Origin of the sequence: Fusicatenibacter saccharivorans, from assembly GCF_027667425.1 — a bacterium.
Classification (GTDB): Bacteria; Bacillota; Clostridia; order Lachnospirales; family Lachnospiraceae; genus Fusicatenibacter; species Fusicatenibacter saccharivorans.
This window is the reverse complement of record NZ_JAQEGR010000001.1, coordinates 395,837-410,844: the sequence shown is the minus strand read 5'-3', so window position 1 is coordinate 410,844 and position 15,008 is coordinate 395,837. Positions and strand designations below refer to the sequence as shown.

The window sequence follows — 15,008 nt, the reverse complement described above, 5'->3', positions numbered from 1 at the left end:
GCCCGGTATCCTCGTCCTCAAACCGCAGACGTCGGGATGGTGCGGGGGAAGGTCCTTCCCGTTCAGCCGGTCCGGGGCGATTGCCCCCGGTATCCTCCGTCGGCCCCGGCCTTTGAAAATTCCGTTTGTCCGGTTTCTTTTCGATGATGTATCCCTCCTTTCCAAACCTCGGGCCAGCATGGCCCGAAGTGTGTTATGCCCGGTTCATTTCCTGTTTTTTGTCCTCCGGGCGGGTGGTCATAATGGCGTACAGCTCGGTATTCTGCGGGAAGCGGTCAACAAACGGGATGGTGGTGTTTCCGAAGAACAGCAGCCCTTCGCCGGAATTGGTATGGGTCACATAGGAAAGCTGATGGGGGCTGATCCCAAGCTGTTTGGCTAAAATCTGCCGGTCTCCCTGTGCCTGCGAGAGAAGCACAAGGAAGTCCGAGTTTTCAAAGATGTTCTCAATCTCCGGGCTGGCAAGGAAATCCTTCACGTTCTGCGTTAAGGCGCTGGGTACGCAGCCCTTCTTACGGAGCATTTTCCAGATCGCCACACAGTAGCTTGCCGTCAGCCGGTCACGCAGCAGCACATGAAATTCGTCGAAGTAGCACCATGTAGCGATACCGCGCAGGAAATTCATGGACACCTGCGAGTTTACCAAGTCCTGCATAATGAGCATGGCAATCGTCCGAAGCCCGGCACCCAGCTTTTTTAAGTCAAGGCATACCAGACGGCGGTTCAGGTCCACATTGGTTTCATGGTTGAACACGTTGAGAGAGCCCGACACATAGATTTCAAGGGCTGTTGCCAGCCGTACCGCCTCGCCCTCGGGCTGGGAACAGAGCAGGTCATACAGGGTTTGGAGGGTCGGCATTTTGCTTGTTTCCGGGTTCTGCAAATGCTCTCGGTACATCTGGCGCACACAGCGGTCAATGACGGTACGCTCCACCGGCTGCAAGCCGTCCTTGCCGCCGACGATTAGCTCCATCAGCGACAGGATAAAGTCGGCTTTCAGCGCCATCGGGTTTTCCTCGTCAAAGCTCAAATCAATGTCCATCGGATTGATGTGGTGGGGGCTGTCCGGGGCGATCTCGATGACCTGACCGCCCAGCCTCTTGATAAGGGGCGAATATTCGCCCATCGGGTCAACCACAATGATCCGGTCACGGGTGGCAAGGAACACGTTCACAAGCTCCCGCTTTGCGGCAAAGGATTTGCCGGAGCCCGGCACGCCGAGGAACAGGCCGTTGGGGTTTTTGAGCTTTTTCCGGTTTGCCATGATGACGTTATGGGAAAGTGCGTTGAGCCCGTAATAGACGGCTTCGCCATCCATGCGGAGCTCCTGCGTCATAAAGGGAACGAAAATGGCCGTGGAGCTGGTCGTCATGCCGCGCTTGATCTCAATGCCGTTATGGCCCAGCGGAAGGCTGGAAAGAAAACCATCCTCCTGCTGGAAGTCCAGCCGCTTCAAGGTGCAGTTGTATTTCTGGACGATACCCGACACCGTGAACAGGTCATTGTCCAGCTCCCGGCGGGTCGGGGCCATGTTTACCACAAGGAAGGTCAGCAGGAACATTCTTTCATTCCGGCTCTGTAAATCTTCCAGAAGGGTCTTTGCGTCGTTGCTGTACGTTACAAGGTCGGGCGGAAGTATGTCCATGTCGTACCCTGACCGAGCTGCCTTCTTTTGTTCCTCCACCTTCATCTTGTCAATGTCGGAGACTTTGGCCTTGATAGATTTTACGGCGGCGGCCTGATCGACGGTTTGGATATGGAGAGTGATGGTCATTTCCGCATCCATTTCCAAAAGCTCCGCCAGCAGCTTGTCCGAGAGCTCTGAGGCCAAAATCTGCAAGTAGGAGGCAGCGCCCCAAGTCGTCCCCACCCGGAACAGACGGCTGAAACGAAAATCGAAACTGTCCGGGGCGATAAAGTCTTTGGTGGAAAGCCCGGTTTTGGGGATCATATCCCATGAAAACCGGAAGGGGGAGCCGCTGCCGGGGTGAAGCTGCCCGTGAAGAAGCTCCAGCCGTTCCAGCCCCGAAAGGGAGCGGCACTTGACGCCCAGCTTTTTGAAGTTCCCGCAAATGTCCGCCTCTACACGTTCCAGCCTTGCCCTGGCGGTGGAAAGGTCATCCACATTCACGCCGAAGGTCAGGAGCTTTGTGCGGACAATGCCGTTGTTGCTTTTGGCGATCTGGTTTTCCAGCATTTCCACATACTCACACCGGACGCTGTTGTAATCATCGTCCTGCATGGGGATGTTCACGCTGTACCGGCTGCCCGGGCGGCTCCGGTGGTTGAGGAAGGAAAGCTGGAACGGAAGGCTGCTGTCAAAGTAGTTGAGGCAGGCGCTCCACCCGTCAAAGATGGCCGCCTGATCTTCGGACTGTGCGAGCTGGTAGTTGATGTCCTCGTATTCAATGGTTTTGGTGTAATAGCGGTCCGCTACCCGGCACACCCCGTCCCGGTACATTTCCCGGTAAGGGAGGGTCTGCTGGGCGGTGGTGGGAATGTTCTTTCCCTTTGTGAACAGGCCGAGAAGGCTCTGCTTTTCAGGCTTTTTGCCTGCGAGCTTTCCGGCCCTTCTGCTGTTTCGCAATCGGCTGCGCCTCCTTTCTGGCGCTAAGCAGCGCATAGAAGTTTTCGGTTTTGTAAGGCCGCACACGGGGATAGAGGAACCGGGTGCGGATGATGTTTTTCAGCACTTTTTCCAGCGGCAGACCGTCTCGTTCATACATAGCCAGAAAGAAGAACGGGAGCATGAGGCCGATCATCAGGAACATGGCGGCACTGTTCCCGATACTGCCACGGGAAAACAGGTAAGCCGGGAGGCCCACCGCCGCCGCGCTGGAAAAACAAACAAGCTGACGCTTCGTTAGGTTGAAGGCCAGCTTTGTCTTGATTTTGGAAAGGTCTTTTGGTACTGGCACATAGGCCATTTTGGTACACCTCCTTTATTGCTTCGGGCCAGCATGGCCCGAGGTTATCTTGCGGCCTCTTTGGCCGGGGCTGTGCTGCGGGCAGCTTCGGCGGCCTCTCGTCCGCTCTGCCTTGCCCGCCAGTATTCGGGGTGATACTGCCGGATGGACTGATTGAGTTTTTCTTCAAACTGTCCTTTGTCCTTAATGCGGTCAGGGATTTTCCACAGCTTTTTGTCCAGCAGCTCCCGGAGCACTACGCTTTCCTGTGCGTCCTCCTCATAGCAGATATAGCCCTTGTCCTTGAAACCGCATTTTTTCGCCGCCGGAGAGAGGACGGCGGCTACCTCGTTTGCCACCATCGTTCCGCCGTGGCTGGCGGTAGATACCAGAAACACCCCTGGACAGAGGGTTTCACAGCTCTGCACCTCGCCCCACGGGGAACTTTTCGGCGCATGGAACATTCCGCCCGTCCGGTTCCGGTCCGCCTGCATGAGCGCCGCATTTTCCAATATGGCGCGAAGTTCCGGGGAAAAATAGGCATATTCCCGCAGGACCCGGGCGGCGTCCCCACCGCAGGCGTTCATCAACAGGGTATAGGCGTCGCTGTCCGCTTTGGTACAGCGGCCCAGCAGTTTTCCGTCGTAATAGCAGGCCGCGTCATAGCCCGTCCGTTTGCGTGGCATGGTTTCCGCCTCCTTTCTGCTTCGGGCCAGCATGGCCCGAGGTCAACGCTCTGCGCTGCGGCTGGGCTTTTCCTTCGGAGGCCGTTCTGCCTTTGCCTGTTCGGCAGCCGCTTTTCCGGCTTTGAGCTGGTCGCTGATGGACGCACGCCCCACAGAGCCGCGCTCCGCCATCTGTTCCAGCTTTGCCTCATAGGCTTGCAGAACAGCGGTGTTGAGCTGTTCCCGGAACTCCTTTGTGACAGGGTAGGCCATATCCCGGTAGCCGCCTTTGCCGTCCGGCTGGCTGGGCATCCCAAGAAAGAGCCCCTTGCTGCCCTGTACGATTTTCAGATTTTCCACCACAAAGCAGTCATTGAATTTCACGCTGGCAAAGCCCATGAGGTTTTTCACAGGTTCGATGACCCGCACGCTTACATCCAGCTTTATAGGGGCGGCTGGTGTTCCGCCCGCAGTTTTTTCCTGCATGGATTTCTCCTTTCCGCTTCGGGTCAGCATGGCCCGAAGTCTCTTAATGGCAGCCGAAGATGGATTTTGCAAGACTGCCTGTTTTGAATAAGGTAAAACACAGCAGCACCGTATATCCCACACAGCCCCAGATCGCCCCGATGGGGTCGCCGTCGGTGGCGATACTCTGGATCAGCACCGCATAGATGGCGACACAGACCAAGATCAACAGACCTTGAAAGCCCACCGCAAAGAGGGAGCGGAAATAGTTCTGCCCCATGTGTCCGGTTTCCCTGTTGGGGACGGTGGCAAACGGGATAGGCGCTAAACTTGTGAGTAAATAAATTTCAATCATACGGCCATATACGATAACGAAAATCACGATGTTTAAGGCAATCATGGTAAGCTGGATCAGGAAGGACTGGAGCCAGAGTCCGAACAGAGGGCCTAACTCCATCGCTTCAAGCTCTGTCCGCAGACTGCCCAGCACATCCGGCGTGATCTCTGTCCCGTTCTGGATAATGCCCGCTGACTGCTGTATCACATGCTGGCTCACATCAAAGACCGCCAGCACGATATTGAAGGTATTCGTCAGGATCATCACAGCCACAAAGGTTTTGAACACCCACTTAAAAAACATCCATGTGTCAACTTCATGGAGGTTGTTGCGTTCTATGAGCATCTGTATCAGTTCATAGGTCATAACAAAAGTGAGGATGACCCCGGCGATTGGCAGAATGGCAGTTTCGGAGATCTGTCGTATCATGGAAAAGACCCCGGCGTTCCAGTCCGCCGGGGTCGTGCCTACCTGTGTGGCGATCTCGCCAACGCTCTGATTGACGTTATCGAAAAGGCCGTCCAGATTTCCCATGATACCATCGACGAGCAGACCTTTCAGCCATTCAACGATTGCGTCGATGATAAAGTCCATACATCAGCTCCTTTTCTGGAAAAAGGGACAACGGGTGACACTTAGCTGAACAGGCCGGACAGCAGAGGGATAAGCTGAAGGCCGATCAGAACGACACCGCCGCCAGCCATGAGCTGCTTAATGCCCTGTGATTTTGCCGCAGGGTTATCCGACCCGTAACCTTCCAGAAGGTTGATGACGCCCCACACCGCCAGACCGGCGCCAAGAGCCATGACCAGAATTTTAAGAATGTCGATTGCCTGATTGAAAAATTCCATATACGTTCCTCCATTTTGTTTGTTTGATGGTTTTGGGTACAAAAAAAGCCGCCCACATCGGCGGCGCTTCGGGTCATCATGGCCCGAAGTTACACAAACTCGTCGCTGTCCAGATCATCGAAATTCAACAGGTCAGCTTCTTCGTCCGTGTCGGAGCCGTCCACTTCGTACACCGTGTATTCGTCCTCCGGCTTTAGTCTCAATGGCCGGTGGCGGAACAGGCTTTCCAAGCGGAAGGCGTTTTTCTTTTTATCAAATTCGGCTGTGTACTTGTAATTCGGGTGCTTTTTCAAGTCATACTTCGGGGACAGGAAGGGCGGGAGCCCCCTAAGCTGCAAGATACATTTATCCCCGGGCATGGTGGTGATCTCGCTGGTGGTCATCAGTTCCCGGCCAAGCCGCTGCATATTCTGGCTGTAACTTTCAGACTGTCCACGGCTTCGGCCCTCGGTCTGCATAGAGATGGTGGCCTTGCCCAGCCAGTTTTCCGAAATATCCTTTAGGGTGGAAGCCTCCCGGCCTCCGAGGAATACGATACTGTCCATGTTGCCCATGATGGTTTCGGAATGGTCTTTGTACAATGCCTTGCACTGGCTCATTGCCTGATAAAAAAGCGTCAGGCTGATCTCACGGGAGCGGATGACGGCCACGATCTTTTCCAGCCCCGGCACCTGCCCGGTGTTGGCAGCCTCGTCCCACAGCACCCGCACATGATAGGGCAGACGCCCGCCATAGGTGTTGTCAGCCCGTTCACACAGAAGGTTGAACATCTGCGAAAAAGCGAGGGCAACCAAAAAGTTGTAGGTGGTGTCCGTGTCGCTGATAAGAAAGAACAGCGCTGATTTTTCATCCCCCAGCTTATCCAGCTCCAGTTCGTCATAAGACATGATCTCCCGAAGTTGGGGAATATCAAAGGGAGCCAGTCTTGCACCGCAGGAAATCAAAATGCTTTTGGCTGTCTTGCCGCTGGCGAGCTTGTATTTCTTATACTGCCTCACGGCGAAGTGCTGGGGGCTGCGGTGTTCCAGCCCGTCAAACATATAGTCCACCGCGTTTTTGAAGGTTTCGTCATCCTCCCGGACTTCCATGCTGTTTATCATTTCCACCAGCGTATTCATGTTGCGTTCTTCCTCCGGCCCCTCAAAGACGATGTAGGACACAAGGGCGCAGTACAAGAGGGTTTCTGCTTTTGTCCAGAACTCGTCGCCCTCCTTGCCGTCGCCTTTGGTGTTGGTGATCAGAGCAGTAACGAATTTCAAAACATCGCTTTCTGTCTTGATATAGGCCAGCGGATTGTAGTGCATGGATTTTGAAAAGTCGATACTGTTGAACACCCGCACCCTGTATTTCTCCCGTTGCAGAAACCGCCCGCACTGGTCGAGAGTGCCGCCCTTCGGGTCTACCACCACATACGAGGAATGGGCTTGAAGGAGCTGCGGGGTCAGCCAGAACCTTGTCTTTCCCGAGCCAGACGAGCCGATGACACAGGCGTTTAGGTTCCGGGCATTGGCGGGTATCTTCGGACGGGTGTTCATGGTAAGGAACTCCGTCCCGGTCAGAATGACATTGTTCTGAAATTTAGGGTCAACAAATGGCTTTATATCTTCCTTTGTTCCAAAGCGGGCGGTGCCGTACTCCGCATCCCGCCGGAATTTTTTCGCCTGCCTGATCTTTGACTGTATCAGCAGATACATCCCAGCCGCACCGGCAAGGCCCACCAGCAGGTCAATACCTCCCAGCCCCGGCCAGTAGGTTTCAAAGGCTTTGGGGAAGGTATCAAGCATCCCCATGAGCTTTGTCCCGAAGTCTGTGCCGGGGGCGATCCGGTAGGCCGTCCCGATTTTGGAGAAAAACCAGAACACAAAGAGGTACGGCAGGTTTGGGAGCACATATTTTCTGATCTTGTCACTCAACGTCCGTCCTTCACCGCCTCTCTGGTCCGCTGCTTTTCCTTTGCCTGCGTCCTGATTTGCTCCGTGAATTTCCGAAGCTGACCGAGGATGGAAGCCTTGTCCTGCTCTTTGTTCAGCACCTTTGCGCTGTACTTCTGGAAGGCCGCCGTGATAGCGTCCGCCTGATTGGCTTTGAAAAACAGCAGGTAATGACCGGGGCTCACTTTATGGAAAGCGTAGTCCACATGGAACTCCTTCGCGATCCGGTCAAAATCCTTTGGAGCTCCCACATAGGGCATGGCACTTTTGCCGCCATAGTGGTTCATCAGCTTTTTCACGCTCTGGCGTCCCTGCGGGGTCAGCGCCTTCTGGTGGTGCTTTTGCAGCGCCCGAACCACCTTGCCAAGAGCGGCAGCCAGCACTTTTCCTGTGAGCTTCGTTGTCCTGATCGAAAGGGCAACCGTTTTTTGGTTTACTTCTTCCTGCATAAAACCTCCTTTCCGTCGGGGTTCCCGCTATCCGGGAGGCCCCCGTACAATCTCGGGGAACAGAAAACCTCGGGCCAATGTGGCCCGAGGCTTACCGCTCGGCATCTCTGCCGGACGGAGCTTTCTTTTCCGGCTCCGTCTGGACTTTTTCGTCCTGTTCCCGCATGGTCTGCAAGATAGAGGGCTTCTTTTGAAGCTGGGAGGGCTTTTCGCCGGACAGCGGCTTGATACATTCCAGACGGTCAGCCGCCCGGATGGCGTTGTCCGTGAGCTGCCTCTGCCATGCGCCCACGCTGGGAGCCCAACGAAAGCCGCTGCTTTTCAGCTCGGCCCGGGTGTCCGCGTCAGGCTTTCCGTCAAAGAACACCTGCAAGCGGTTGTCCTCCCGGTTCATTTCCACACGACCCCCATCGAACTCCCAGCCGGAAAATTCCTGCTGTGCCTGTTTGGAAAGCTGTTCGATACGGGCCTTTACCCGGCGGATCTCCGCATTGTTGTTGGTTAGCTGGTAACTTTCAAAGGGCCTCGGGTCGCTTCGCCAACTTGACGCCATGCTTGCTTTCAGCTTTTCAATCTGGTCCGGCGACAGCAGCGCACAGCCGTCCAGCTTGCCATGCTTGCGGTAATAGGCGTTGACCTCCTTCATAATGAGCTGGGAGCGTTCCAGCCCGTCCAGCTTCTTCTGGAGCTTTTCAATCGCTGCCGGGTCATCGGCGCTGATCCCGCCCATGCCGGTGCTGCGTATCTTATCCAGCAGCCCTTGAATATGCCGCCATTCCTCCATGTTGCTGTCCCGCGCCCGGTTCTGTTTTTCCTTCTTTCCCACCGGGAAATTGGAAGGCCCGGCGATCAGCACAGAGGGAACCCTCGCGTCAATGGCAAAGCCTTGGTTCATGTTTTCGGCCAGCTTGCGGGCGTAGGTGTCTAACAGATGGTCGATCTTCTCATGGTACATGGGGTCCACCCGGGATTTCTGCTTTTCCGCTATGGCGGCGGCCTTGTCCACCATTGCCCGGTATTCCGCCGTTGCGCTCCCTTCCTTGTAGTCGGAAAAGCTGTTCATTTCTTTTGCCCGGCGGGCGGCTCCTTCATTGATAGGGTAATAGTTGATGGTATGCACCTCCTTTATGCTTCGGGCCATGCTGGCCCGAAGTCTTACCGTTCTTCATGAGAAGGCCCCGCCTTGTCCTTTTTCGGAGCGGGTGGGGCTTCTTGAAACCGTTTGAGTGTAGCGAGAATGGAGTGGACAGGCTCGGCCTTTTCAGGATAGGCAAATATCCGGTGTTCCGGCGGAATGTCCTGCGGCCCGTGGTAATACTCCTTGAAGCCCTCCGGGACTGCCGACACATACCCACCGGGAGCGAATACGCCGCCCTCGTTGATACGCACATCCCGTCCGTAGGCTTCATAATCGAAGTAGTTCTGAATGTGCTCCGGTATCTCGATGGTCCCAAGCTCGTCGGCGTAAAGACGGCCCAGCCCTTCATCATCGGAAATATCCGGGTAAAAGCGGTAAAGGTCAAGGTTCTGCGTCAGGTTTATCAAATCCTTCACGCTCCTTGTGTGGTTTTCCAAGACAAGAGCGGCTTCAAAGGTTTCCAGTCCGCCCTTATCCCGTACTTCCAGCAGGGCGTGGCCCAGCTCGTTCAGCTCGTCGATGTTCTCACATTCGTAGAGATGATCATAGAGCCCCAGCACATCACTGTCAAAGCTGGTAAAGAACACTTCGCTGTACCGCTTCCCGTCTATCCCGATTTTGGCAAGGGCGGCCTGCAACTCCTGTGTCGTCATGGGGAAATGTACCGTTGTCCCTACCTCAATCCCCATTAAGGGGTATAGGGCTGTATTGGTTATATAGGCTTCAAACATGGACTCATTCCTCCTTTCCGGCCCGGTCAGCCAGCACCTCATAAATCCCGGCCATAATGTAATCGGCGCAAGGGAGGGCAATCGCGTTTCCCAGTGCCTTGTAGCGTTGCAGAGGCCGGATCTCCACGCCGTCCGCCCCGTACTTTGTCCAGCCCTCTGGCAGCCCCATCAGCCGTTCGCTTTCCGTTTCCGTCAGAAAACGGATACAGCCGCCCTTCGGGTCGCCCTCATACCAGAAGGCAAAGGGCGTTACATCACTGGCTAAAAGAGTGGGAAAAGGGTCAGTTGGTAATCCGAAGCTGTTTCGGAAGGCCGTTTCTTCCTGCCTTTTTGCCGCTCCCCGCATACGGAAGCACTGAAAGGGGTGGATGACTGGTATCTGCCGCCCTGTTTCAAAAGAAGCTGTTCGATCTCCTTCGGCGGCGGCCCACCCGCCCTCTCCGCAAGGCGGAGGAAGTGGGAGCATTGGACGGGGCTTAAATAGTATGTCTGCGGCACGTCTGCCTCCAAAATCCGCCACGACGAAAATCCGCTGCCTTCGTGCCAGCCTTCGGGAGCCTGCCCAATACTGGGCGTCCATGAGTCGCCAGCACACATCAGGCGTTCCCCCTCGCACCATTCCGGCGTTTCCCCATCTTCCCGAAGGAGGCATTGGAACTTCGGTGTCCGAGAAGGCGGATAAGACGGTTCTAAAGTCCATCCGGTCATTTGTAGAAAACGCTCCCATGACGTTTTCCCAAACAGCGATAGCTGGATATAGGTTATCAGTAGCATCCCTCATTTCCTGTATGATACGAAACGCCTGATAGAACAGGCTTGATTTTGCCCCGGCAAGGCCGGAGCGGTTGCCGATCAGAGAAAGGTTCTGACAGGGGGAACCGAAGGTAATTACATGAACCGGCGGGATTTTCCCGCCGTCCACCTTCGTAATATCCCCCAAATGCACCATGTCGGGAAAGTGCCTTTTGGTTATGGAGATGGGCGCTTTTTCAATCTCACTGGCCCATACCGGACGGATACCGCACCGGGAAGCAGCCAGAGGGAACACGCCAATCCCGTCGAAAAGGCTTCCCAGCTTAATGTCCGGCATGGCCCGGGGTGCCGTGTCCCTTCACGGCAAGCACCCCTTCCAGTGTGGTCGCCGCAATGCCCAGCCGCCCGGCAACCGCAATATCATTTTTTACATCCTCGTCCACAGCGCTGCCGCAGACAATCAGGGTGTGGGAGCGCCGCAGCATATCCCGGCGCATATCAATCCCAGCCTTGTGTTCCTCGGGAACGCTGTCATTCAAAAACAGCGGCAGATACAAGAGCGGGCAGATCGGGGAAAAGCCCGCCTCATAAGCAAGACGGCAGTAGTGGGCCGCCAGCTCCATATCAACATCCGGCTCGCCGCTCCATGCGGCGGTCAGGTACGCTAAAGGTCGTTTCATTGGTTGAGCCTCCATTTCTGTTTTGGTTTAGGGAAAAGCAAGGTATCGCCCAACCCCTCCGCCCCTTCCCCCGGGAAGGGGAACGGCTCTGGAGAATTTATATCCCCGTCGCTTGACCGGGAAAAAGCATAACCGGGAGAAATCCGTCAAGGGTGCCTCTGGCACCGCCTGCGGCGGCGCTGCCCTTGACTGATTTTCCCGGCTATGCTACGGAATAACTGGCGACGGGGAATAATTTATATCTCCAGAGCTTCGGGGCGCGGGGCAGAGCCCCGCAATCCTCGGGCCATGCTGACCCGAAGTTTGGGCTTACTTTTCCTGTTCGGTTTTCTTCTCCGGCTTTTCATGTTCCTTCTGCTGACCCTTCCAGTCGTCCAGCAGCTTGATGATCTGGTCCTTCATTTCCCTCGGCGTAGTTTCCTTGCCGAAATACTTGCTCAGTTCCGCACCTGTCAAAATCACTTTGTCTACCTCCTTTTTGTCCTCCATCATAATGCCGTCGATCACATCCCCGTTGAGCAGCTTCTTTTCGTCCAGCTCACGCATACGCTTTGCCTGCGCCTGTGAAGGCGAGGACTGCTGGCTGTCAATGGCGACGGCGATATAGTTCTGGTTCTTCTTGCCGATATAGGAAAGCTCCACCGCCGTAGTAAAGCCCAGCTTTTTTTCATCCATCAGCTTCATCAGGTCGGGAACCAGCTCATTGAGCCGGATATACCGCTGCACCTGCTTGACCGCCATCTTATTGCGCTCGGCTACAATTTCGTTGGAGCGTTTTCCTGCGTCCTTCGGGTCAATCTGGCCCGAAGTGCGGGAGCCCTGGTGCTTGATGGCCTCAAGCTGCATTTTCAAGGCTTTGGCCCGCTCACTGGGGAGGATTTCTTCACGCTGGTTGAGATTGTCCTCGACCATCTGCGTGATGGCTTCATCGTCCGTCAGATTGCGAACAATACAGGGCATATCCGCATATCCGGCAAGCTCGCTGGCCTTCTGGCGGCGGTGGCCGGACACGATCTCATAGCCGCCATCCTCACGGGGACGGACGATAGCAGGCTGGGTAACGCCCTTGTCCTTGACGCTGGACACCATAGCCCGCATTTCTTCATCGTCTCGGACTTCAAAGGGATGGTTCTTGAAGGCGTGGAGCTCGTTCAGCTTGATATAGACGATCTGCTCCTTGCCCCGGCGTGGTGCATCCTTCGGCTTCTCGGGTCCCTTCGGAGCGGAAGCGGCCTGTACCGTTGGAGCTGCTTTTTTCTCCGGTTCCTTTTTGACCGCCTTTTCCGGTTTCTGTGCGGGGGTTTTGGGCTTCGGGGCTGCGGTCTTGTCCTTATCTGCTTTCGGGGGACGGCCCCGGCGCTTTGGCTGTTCCGGCTCTTTGGGTTTTTCCTCCGCTTTCTTCGGAGCCTCCGGCTGCTTTTCCGGTTTTTCCGTTTTTGCCGGGTCAGGCTTTTCCACGCCGGGAGCTGCCGCCCGTTCCTCGGCTTTCTTTTCCTTCATAATTTCAGTGAAGTTATAGACGGAAACCTGCGGGTTCTTTACCTCCGGTTCCGTCTTTTTTTCCGGCTCCGGGGAAACGGAAACCTTCTCCGGCTCTTTTGGGGGAGTAGGCGGTGTTTCTTTGCCCGGTCCGGTATCCGTTACCGGCTGTTCCGGCGTTTTTGTGGTTTTATCATCTGCCATAAGCATTTACCTCCTGTTTTTTGGCATGAAAAAAGGGGCTCAACTTTTCAGTCAAGCCCCCATGGGAAGTTCCTCCTTTCTCCGCCATGATACAAAAATACCGCCCGTAGTCTCATTTGGGCGGTACTTTGTGTAAGATTGGCAGTCCATTATTAAGTTTTTTATTATGTTCCCTTTGTACACCGTTGCAACGGAATATTTTTACCTTGCGGTTCCGGTTTCCCTGCCTTAAAATACGTCCTTCCTGCTGTTCAATGTCAGTCGGTCATTTTTTGCGGACAGTTCATACATGCTATCCTTTTCTGTTCTCTGCTCCTGCGTTTGCTCTCGTTTGATTTCTCCCTCCGTATCTTCTTGGCACAAGCAGGACAATACCTTGATGCACCAGAGCCCGGGACATATTCAACGCCGCACACCGTACAATTTTTAGCGGGCATTGCTGCCCACCGTTTTGTAGGTATGATATGTAATTCATCGACAAAGCCGATGAATTTATAGTAAATCTTGATTTCCTGCTTCACTGTTCCGTCTGCCATCTTCTCACGCTCCGAAACAAGTATCTTGTCTATGAGTGCGTTTATAACTGTTGCATCCAGTTCTTTTAAGCCTTGATAATTTCGGATAAGGGCGAGGAAGTCACGGATTCCCCGTGATTTCTCGTAGCTTTCATTAAGAGTTTCCGTCACCTCTTTCAGCCTTGCTTCAATTTCAAGCTGCTCTTTCTGGTATTTCCCCGACATCATCTCAAAATTCCGCTCGGTAATACGCTCCATGACCTTATCCTCGTAGAGAGAGGAAAACAGCCTGTCCAGTTCCGCAAGGCGTTTGTTCAGCTTCTTACGTTCTTTCTCTAATGCTTTCGCCCTGCTCTGGTCTGTTTCCGTGAGCCGCTTTTCTATGGCCCTGACCGCCTTTTCATCATTCACTGCCATATCCGCAAAACAGTTGATGTCGGCAAGAACGGCATTGAATAAATCCCTTGCTTCTATATTGTGGGCACTACACTCGCTTCTTCCGTTTCTTGCATAATTATTACATGAATACTGTACACAGTCGATAATCTCTGGGCGTTTCCTCCTGTGTACGTTCATTGCCCGCAGAGCACATCCGCAGTCCACACACTTGATAACGCCTGCAAAAATATTTACAAATCCTCCCTTGTTCTGTGGAAGCCTACGACTTGTAATAAGCTGTTGGACAATATCAAATTCCTCCTGCGTGACTATTCCCTCATGGGTATTGGGTATCACTTCCCATTCTTCGGGCAGCTTAGAGGGGCGTTTCTTGCTTTTCATATTGGCGGCAATCCGTTTGTAGCCTACAAGATTTCCCGCATATATCGGGCTTCTTAAAATGCTCCTCACGCTGTTCCCACTCCAAATATAGCGTTTGTCCTCGTTCCCCTCAAAATGACGTTCAAAGCCTGTTTCGCCACGCTCCGCCGCATAAGCGGCAGGGCGTAGGATATGCTGTTTATTAAGATGTCTGCAAATTTTGGCAACTCCATTCCCTTTTAATGCAAGGTCGAATATCTCTTTTACAACATGTGCCACTTTATCATCTATCAGCAGATGGTTGTGGTCGGCAGGGTCTTTGATATAGCCATAAGGGGCGGTAGTTCCCATGAATTTCCCCTGTTGAAACCTCGCCCGATATGCCGATTTTATCTTAACAGATATGTCAGCGGCATACATTTCGTTTAAAATGTTGCGGAAAGGCGTGATGTCCATAGCAGATTTATTCAAGGTATCTACGCCGTCATTGACCGCTATATACCTCACGTTATGCTCTGGGAAGAAAACTTCCAGATATAACCCACAATCAAGATAGTTTCTCCCCAGACGGGATAAATCTTTCGTAATCACGCAGTTTATCAGACCGCTTTCAATGTCTTTTATCATATTCTGGAAACTTGGTCTTTGGAAATTTGTACCAGAATAACCATCGTCCACATACGTTTTTGCTATGTGCCATCCCTGCTTTTTCACATAATCCATGAGGATGGATTTCTGTGTCGCAATGCTCGCACTCTCGTTATCCGTACCATCGTCTTTAGATAAGCGGCAATAAATGCCGACTAAATAGATTTTCTTTTCTTCTTTGATTCCTGCCATACTGTAAAACCTCCGTATCTGTCCTATCTGTTTTCATGTCCCATTGCGTACATTCTAAGCGGACAGCCCCTCATTGTCGAAGGTGTCGCCCTCGGCAATCTTCTTCCGAATATCCTCGGAGATAATCGGGACAAACGCTTCTGTAACGGTCTGTGTGCCGACATATTCACGGCTGATTATCATCTGCACTGGTGCTTTTGGCACGATACGCTTTCTCTTTTTATCTGCTTTCTTATCCTCGCCCATACTTAAATCTTCCTTTCCAGACAGGGCAGGGAAGAGTTTGGAAATGTCCCCGCCCTGCC

At 53.8% G+C, this 15,008-nt stretch carries 15 protein-coding genes; all 15 read right to left on the bottom strand.

Going from position 1 to position 15,008, the window contains the following annotated elements:
* Positions 1 to 193: 193 nt before the first annotated feature.
* The 15 genes from PGS38_RS01870 to PGS38_RS01800 all read right to left on the bottom strand — a co-directional run bounded on the left by PGS38_RS01870 (position 194) and on the right by PGS38_RS01800 (position 14,949).
* Positions 194 to 2,623, bottom strand: a complete 2,430-nt coding sequence (locus PGS38_RS01870) for a VirB4-like conjugal transfer ATPase, CD1110 family (protein ID WP_416388402.1) — start codon at positions 2,621 to 2,623, stop codon at positions 194 to 196.
* Positions 2,541 to 2,927, bottom strand: coding sequence for a PrgI family protein (locus PGS38_RS01865; RefSeq protein ID WP_003500106.1), 387 nt, complete (start codon positions 2,925 to 2,927; stop codon positions 2,541 to 2,543). Before PGS38_RS01865 ends, PGS38_RS01870 begins: the two co-directional genes overlap by 83 nt.
* A 44-nt stretch (positions 2,928 to 2,971) precedes the next feature.
* Positions 2,972 to 3,625 (bottom strand): DUF7007 domain-containing protein, encoded by a 654-nt coding sequence (locus tag PGS38_RS01860; RefSeq protein WP_050005645.1) that lies wholly within the window; start codon positions 3,623 to 3,625, stop codon positions 2,972 to 2,974.
* A gap of 9 nt (positions 3,626 to 3,634) precedes the next feature.
* A complete protein-coding gene (locus PGS38_RS01855) occupies positions 3,635 to 4,057 on the bottom strand; it encodes a SpoVG family protein (protein WP_117613993.1) in 423 nt (140 codons plus the stop codon).
* Positions 4,058 to 4,100: 43 nt separating this feature from the next.
* The gene (locus PGS38_RS01850; RefSeq protein ID WP_118596896.1) at positions 4,101 to 4,967 is read right to left on the bottom strand and encodes a VirB6/TrbL-like conjugal transfer protein, CD1112 family; all 867 of its coding nucleotides are present in this window, start codon (positions 4,965 to 4,967) and stop codon (positions 4,101 to 4,103) included.
* Between the two features lie 41 nt (positions 4,968 to 5,008).
* A complete protein-coding gene (locus PGS38_RS01845) occupies positions 5,009 to 5,224 on the bottom strand; it encodes a Maff2 family mobile element protein (protein WP_016306504.1) in 216 nt (71 codons plus the stop codon).
* An 89-nt stretch (positions 5,225 to 5,313) separates the two neighbouring features.
* Positions 5,314 to 7,137 carry a VirD4-like conjugal transfer protein, CD1115 family gene (locus PGS38_RS01840; protein ID WP_270475805.1) on the bottom strand — a complete coding sequence of 608 codons (1,824 nt, stop codon included), beginning with the start codon at positions 7,135 to 7,137 and terminating at the stop codon, positions 5,314 to 5,316.
* On the bottom strand, positions 7,134 to 7,604 hold the full coding sequence (locus PGS38_RS01835) for a PcfB family protein (protein ID WP_025543433.1): 471 nt from the start codon (positions 7,602 to 7,604) through the stop codon (positions 7,134 to 7,136). Before PGS38_RS01835 ends, PGS38_RS01840 begins: the two co-directional genes overlap by 4 nt.
* Before the next feature lie 91 nt (positions 7,605 to 7,695).
* Positions 7,696 to 8,745: a hypothetical protein gene (locus PGS38_RS01830; RefSeq protein ID WP_050005642.1), complete on the bottom strand. Its 1,050-nt coding sequence runs from the start codon at positions 8,743 to 8,745 to the stop codon at positions 7,696 to 7,698.
* Positions 8,746 to 8,759: 14 nt separating this feature from the next.
* Entirely contained in the window at positions 8,760 to 9,473 is a 714-nt protein-coding gene (locus PGS38_RS01825) for an antirestriction protein ArdA (protein WP_270475804.1), read from the bottom strand.
* 4 nt (positions 9,474 to 9,477) lie between these two features.
* Positions 9,478 to 10,563, bottom strand: coding sequence for a DNA cytosine methyltransferase (locus PGS38_RS01820; protein ID WP_118653060.1), 1,086 nt, complete (start codon positions 10,561 to 10,563; stop codon positions 9,478 to 9,480).
* Positions 10,550 to 10,906, bottom strand: a complete 357-nt coding sequence (locus PGS38_RS01815) for a DUF7768 domain-containing protein (protein WP_003500157.1) — start codon at positions 10,904 to 10,906, stop codon at positions 10,550 to 10,552. Before PGS38_RS01815 ends, PGS38_RS01820 begins: the two co-directional genes overlap by 14 nt.
* A gap of 309 nt (positions 10,907 to 11,215) precedes the next feature.
* A complete protein-coding gene (locus PGS38_RS01810; protein ID WP_330670609.1) occupies positions 11,216 to 12,589 on the bottom strand; it encodes a ParB/RepB/Spo0J family partition protein in 1,374 nt (457 codons plus the stop codon).
* Positions 12,590 to 12,846: 257 nt separating this feature from the next.
* Positions 12,847 to 14,703, bottom strand: coding sequence for a recombinase family protein (locus PGS38_RS01805; protein ID WP_119188450.1), 1,857 nt, complete (start codon positions 14,701 to 14,703; stop codon positions 12,847 to 12,849).
* Between the two features lie 54 nt (positions 14,704 to 14,757).
* Positions 14,758 to 14,949, bottom strand: coding sequence for a hypothetical protein (locus tag PGS38_RS01800; protein ID WP_001820669.1), 192 nt, complete (start codon positions 14,947 to 14,949; stop codon positions 14,758 to 14,760).
* Positions 14,950 to 15,008 lie beyond the last annotated feature (59 nt).